Consider the following 4,813-nt stretch of genomic DNA (forward strand, 5'->3'; position numbering starts at 1 on the left):
GACGGAGGAACTCCCACTCCTCATCGGACAGTTCATGGCGACGTATCACCCGACCATGATCCACTACTCAAGATCAATTGAAGACACGACCTAGGTGACTTGGGTCAGGGTCGCGCCAAATGCCGCATGGTCAGGGCCAGTTGCAGTCTGAGTCGGCCCTGCGGTGTGCGCAGCGGCCAGCCGAGGAGGTGCTCGGCCTGGGTCAGGCGGTCCTGGAGCGTGGAGTGGTGCACGTTGATCTCGGCGGCCGCCGCACGCTGGCTCGCCGTCGTCGCCACGGCGTGCAGGGTGGCGAGCAGTCCGGGCACCGCCGCGGCGGCCGCCTCCACGGCGCGGACGTCGGGCGGCGGCTCCGCACCCGGCGCCACCAGCTCGGCGAGCAGCGCAATGCCTCCGAGTTCATCGGCGTACACCAAACGGGGGCCGGGGTCCTGCGCGGTGCCCTCGGCGGTGAACCGCAGTGCGGTGCGGGCGGCGGCCCAGGAACGCGCCAGCTCCAGCACCGGGACGGCCGGGCCCACGCCGAGGCGTCCCGCGGGCAGCTCGGCCTCGGCGGTGCCCGCCGCCACGATGCGGGGCCGGCCGTCGGACGCGGCGAGCGCGCGGACCCGTACGGCGGGATCCGTCGGATCGACGCCCAGTCGGCGTGCCGCGTGCAGCCGGGTCGGCTCGGGCGCCGTGGCGTCCAGCAGCGTCTCGATCAGTGCCGGATCCTCGGCGGGGGAGGCCGGGGCGCGGCCCCGGGTTCGGTCCAGGACCAGTCGTATCGCACCGGCGGCCCGCTCCAGGATCACCGCGTCGACCACGCTCGGCCGGGACGCCGTCCGCTCCAGCCACAGCACGGGGGCACCGCCGGGCTCCAGCGGCGCGCAGGGCCAGTCCGGGTCCGGCGGGATCTCGGTATCGGTGTCGTTGCGTGAGCCGTCCGGCTCCACCCGTACCCGTACGCGCCGCTCGGCCTCGACGAGCCGCGCCGCGCAACCGGCCAGCACCGCCGCGCCGCGCACCAGGGCCTCCAGCCCGGCCCTGGTCTCAGCCAGCCGATCGAAGTAGGAGATGACCTGCACCGCGGCCCCGGCATCCGGGTCCAGCGCGGTCAGCCGCCCCGCCAGCTCTTTCATACGCACATGGTGCGTCACACCACGACCACCGGGGGAGCCCCGCGGCCCTTCCGACGCAGATGGCTGCCCGACGCTTCGCGCCGCATCAGGGCAGGGCGGTCCGTCCCCTAGGCGACGAGGGGACGGACCGCCCCGGTCCTGCGGCCGGCGGTTCCGGTGGCCGGCAGGAGGGTGCCGTCGGCGTGCCGCCCCTGCGAACCCGCCCCACCCCGCCCCCTCAGTCCCTGAGCAGCCTCCGCAGCCAGTCCAGGTGGGCGGCGCGGGCCGACTGGGAGAGTGCGGCCTGGGGGGCGAAGCCGTCGAAGCCGTGGAAGCCGCCGGGCCAGACGTGCAGTTCCGCGATGCCGCCGGCCTGCCAGATCCGGGAGGCGTAGGCGACGACCTCGTCCCGGAAGGTCTCGGCGGAACCGACGTCGAGGAAGGCCGGCGGCAGACCGGTCAGGTCCTCGGCGCGGGCCGGTGCCGCGTACGGGGAGACGTCCGGGCCGCCTCGCGACGAGCCGAGCAATGCCGTCCAGCCGGTCTCGTTGGCCGTGCGGTCCCAGACGCCGAGACCCGCCATCTGGTGCGTGGACGGGGTGTCGTTGCGGTCGTCGAGCATCGGGCACATCAGGGCCTGACCGATCAACCGCGGCCCGTGGCGGTCCCGGGTGAGCAGCGCCAGCGCCGCGCTCAGCCCGCCGCCGGCGCTGGCGCCCGCGACGACGATCCGGTCCGGGTCGGCGCCGAGCTCACCGGCGTGCTTCGCCGTCCACACCAGACCGGCGTACACGTCCTCGATCTGCGCCGGGTACGGATGTTCCGGCGCCAGCCGGTACTCCACCGACACCACGACCGCGTCCAGTTCCTTCGCCCAGGCCAGCGGCACGTCCACGCCGACGCGGTTGTTGCCCAGAATCATGCCGCCGCCGTGGACGTGGTAGATCACGGGCCGGGGACCCGCGTCCGCCGCACCCGAGGGGCGGCAGATCAGCAGCGAGATGTCGGGCGCGTCCTCGGGGCCGGGCACTTCGCGGTCCTCGACCTCGAAGAAGCCGCCGAGGGTCAGGTCGAGATCGGCCAGCATCTCGATGCCCGGGCCCTGGCGCGCCGTCTCGATCTCCTCGGGGGTGATCGACGGGCCCACCACCTCCTTGATGAGTTCCAGCGCGGCGGCCAGCTCGGGGTCGAACGGGGGCGGGACCAGGGTCATGACTTTCTCCTCACGCACGGCGCGGCGGCTCCGAGTGCCATGATTCACGCACCGCCCACCGTCCCGTCCGCCGCCGTCCGGCGGAACCTGCCCGCCGAACGGCGGGTGCCCGGCCACGGCCCGTGCCACGGACAAGGCCTGCTTGACTTCGAGAGCGCTCCAAGAACTAGCGTCGGCCGCGATGGATGCAGGTCCGGCGAACGGAGACCGACATGCGGGTGGGCGTACACATCAACCGGTTCGACCACAGCGGCGGCGGGGCCGCGCTCGGCTCCGAGCTCGCCGCCGCGGGCGCCGCGGCGGAGGCGGCCGGGGTCAGCTGGCTGTCGGTCATGGACCACTACTTCCAGATGGAGTTCAACGGCGGTGCCGAGGACCCGATGCTGGAGGCCTACACGACCCTCGCCTACCTCGCCGGCCACACCTCCACGGTCCGACTCGGCGCGCTCGTCACCGGAGTCACGTACCGTCATCCCGGCCTGCTCGCCAAGATCGCCACCACGCTCGACGTGCTGTCCGGCGGCCGGGCCACCCTCGGCATCGGCGCCGCCTGGTACGACCGGGAGCACGAGGGCCTCGGCGTGCCGTTCCCGCCGCTGGCCGAGCGCTTCGAGCGGCTGGAGGAGACCCTGCGGATCTGCCTGCAGATGTGGGACCCGGAAGCCGTCGGACCCTTCGAGGGCCGGCACTACCGGCTGGCCGAGACCCTGTGCGTCCCGCCGCCGGTCAGCAGCCCGCACCCCGAGATCATGATCGGTGGCGGCGGCGAGAAGAAGACCCTGCGCCTGGTCGCCCAGTACGGCGACGCGTGCAATCTGTTCGCCACCTCACCCGAGGAGGTCCGGCACAAGCTCGACGTGCTGCGCGGGCACTGCGACGCCCTGGGGCGCGACTACGACCGCATCCGCAAGACCGTGGCCTACTCGGGCGAGGCCGCCACGGACGGCGACCTCGACGCGTTCCTGCGGGACGTCGGCGGCTACACCAAGCTCGGCATCGACACGGTGATCCTGGCGCCCCGCCTCGGTGAGACCGCGGCCTGGATGGAGCGGTTCGTCGCCCCGGCCACCGCACGCCTCGCCGAACTGGACTGAGCCGGGACGGACGCGGCCCCGGAGGTCAGGTCGGACGGCTGCGGGAGACGACGCGCGTGCCGCAGCCGTCGACCATCCGGACCTGCAGCGAGCCGCAGGCGCAACGGGTCCACAGCGTGCTGCCGGCGGCCGTGAGGTGCCGGGACATCACCTGGAAGGGCTCGGCGCCGTCGGGCCAGCCGCAGTGCGGGCAGGCGGTGGCGCCGGTGGTGCTGGTCATGGCGGCAGACTCCTCGTACGTCGGGGGCGGTTGACCGTCGCGACACAGCCAGGGTGCGGCACACAATTCGTACACGTCCAGGTTGACTTGTCGGAGCCGACCTTGAAGCCTGGCCTTCATGATTGACCTGCGTCGGCTCCACGTCCTGCGGGCGGTCGCCCACTACGGCACGGTCACCGCGGCCGCCCGTGCGCTGCACTTCACCCCCTCCGCCGCCTCCCAGCAGATCCGTCAACTCGCCCGCGAGCTGGGCGTCGACCTGCTCGAACCGCAGGGGCGCGGGGTGCGGCTCACCCCGGCCGCCCTGACCCTGCTCGCGCACGCCGACGCCATCCAGGCCCGCTGGGAACAGGCCGAGCTGGACCTGCGCGCCGATCACGGAGACCCTGCCGGACCCCTGCGCGTCAGCGGGTTTCCGGTCGCGGTGTCGGTGCTGCTCGCGCCGATGGCGGCCCGGTTGCAGGAACGGCATCCGAGGCTGACCGTCCGGGTCCGGGAGGCGGCCCTGCCGGAGAGCTTCGACCTGCTCTTCGAGGGGGAGACCGACCTGGCGGTCGTCGAGGCCACACCGCTCAACCCGCCGCTGAGCGACGCCCGTTTCGACCAACAGCCGCTCCTGGACGACCCGTTCGACCTCGTCGTACCGGAAGGGCATCCACTGGCCGGGCGTGAGCGCGTCGATCTCGGTGATGCCGCGCACGAGACGTGGATCGCGCCGGTGCCGGAGAGCCCGTGCCGACTGCACGTGATGTCGGCGTGCGGCAGGGCCGGCTTCAGCCCCCATGTCGTCCACCACGCCCTGGACTGGAACGTCATCGCCCACCTCGTCGCCAACCGGCTCGGCGTGGCCCTCATCCCACGACTGGCCCACCTCACGCCTCACCTGCCGATCACCCGGGTGCGCTGCACGGGCAACCCCCACCGCAGTCTCCTCACGTGCACCCGTCGAGGCGCCCGTGAACGGCCGGCGGTCGCGGCCGCGCTCGAGGAACTCCACCGACTGGCGCCGACGGCGGTGGCGTGACGGAGGCCGGCGGCCGGAGTGCCGGATGCGCGGGACCGGTCGTACGACGAAGGGCCGGGCCGCGGGGGGGGGGCAGCCGGGGGGTTGGGCCGCCCGGCCCCGCCCCCCGCCGGGGGGGGGGCGGCGGGGGGGGCGCGGGCGCCCGCGCCCCCGGGGCCGGCG

Annotated in this window: 5 protein-coding genes; 2 read left to right on the forward strand and 3 right to left on the reverse strand. The window is 73.8% G+C overall.

Annotation, left to right across the window (positions count from 1 at the left end; all coding sequences use genetic code 11):
* Positions 1-104 precede the first annotated feature (104 nt).
* Positions 105-1,121, reverse strand: coding sequence for a helix-turn-helix domain-containing protein (locus tag ACIGDI_RS43365; RefSeq protein WP_399908565.1), 1,017 nt, complete (start codon positions 1,119-1,121; stop codon positions 105-107).
* Between the two features lie 217 nt (positions 1,122-1,338).
* Positions 1,339-2,313, reverse strand: a complete 975-nt coding sequence (locus tag ACIGDI_RS43370) for an alpha/beta hydrolase (protein WP_399908567.1) — start codon at positions 2,311-2,313, stop codon at positions 1,339-1,341.
* Positions 2,314-2,525: 212 nt separating this feature from the next.
* Here ACIGDI_RS43370 and ACIGDI_RS43375 point away from each other — a divergent pair, with 212 nt between their 5' ends.
* The gene (locus ACIGDI_RS43375) at positions 2,526-3,407 is read left to right on the forward strand and encodes an LLM class F420-dependent oxidoreductase (protein WP_399908570.1); all 882 of its coding nucleotides are present in this window, start codon (positions 2,526-2,528) and stop codon (positions 3,405-3,407) included.
* A 25-nt stretch (positions 3,408-3,432) separates the two neighbouring features.
* On the opposite strand, the gene ACIGDI_RS43380 is transcribed toward ACIGDI_RS43375, so the two are convergent.
* Complete coding sequence (locus ACIGDI_RS43380) at positions 3,433-3,627, reverse strand: hypothetical protein (RefSeq protein WP_399908573.1); 195 nt, start codon at positions 3,625-3,627, stop codon at positions 3,433-3,435.
* A gap of 118 nt (positions 3,628-3,745) precedes the next feature.
* Here ACIGDI_RS43380 and ACIGDI_RS43385 point away from each other — a divergent pair, with 118 nt between their 5' ends.
* Entirely contained in the window at positions 3,746-4,651 is a 906-nt protein-coding gene (locus ACIGDI_RS43385; protein ID WP_200705076.1) for a LysR family transcriptional regulator, read from the forward strand.
* Positions 4,652-4,813: the final 162 nt, after the last annotated feature.

It is taken from the genome of Streptomyces sp. NPDC085900, assembly GCF_044540925.1.
GTDB classification, from domain to species: Bacteria; Actinomycetota; Actinomycetes; order Streptomycetales; family Streptomycetaceae; genus Streptomyces; species Streptomyces gilvifuscus.

Bases quoted from the DNA above. Each gene is read 5' to 3' on its own strand.
- ACIGDI_RS43365 (WP_399908565.1), bottom strand. From the start codon at position 1,121: ATGAAAGAGCTGGCGGGGCGGCTGACCGCGCTGGACCCGGATGCCGGG.
- ACIGDI_RS43370 (WP_399908567.1), bottom strand. From the start codon at position 2,313: ATGACCCTGGTCCCGCCCCCGTTCGACCCCGAGCTGGCCGCCGCGCTG.
- ACIGDI_RS43375 (WP_399908570.1), top strand. From the start codon at position 2,526: ATGCGGGTGGGCGTACACATCAACCGGTTCGACCACAGCGGCGGCGGG.
- ACIGDI_RS43380 (WP_399908573.1), bottom strand. From the start codon at position 3,627: ATGACCAGCACCACCGGCGCCACCGCCTGCCCGCACTGCGGCTGGCCC.
- ACIGDI_RS43385 (WP_200705076.1), top strand. From the start codon at position 3,746: ATGATTGACCTGCGTCGGCTCCACGTCCTGCGGGCGGTCGCCCACTAC.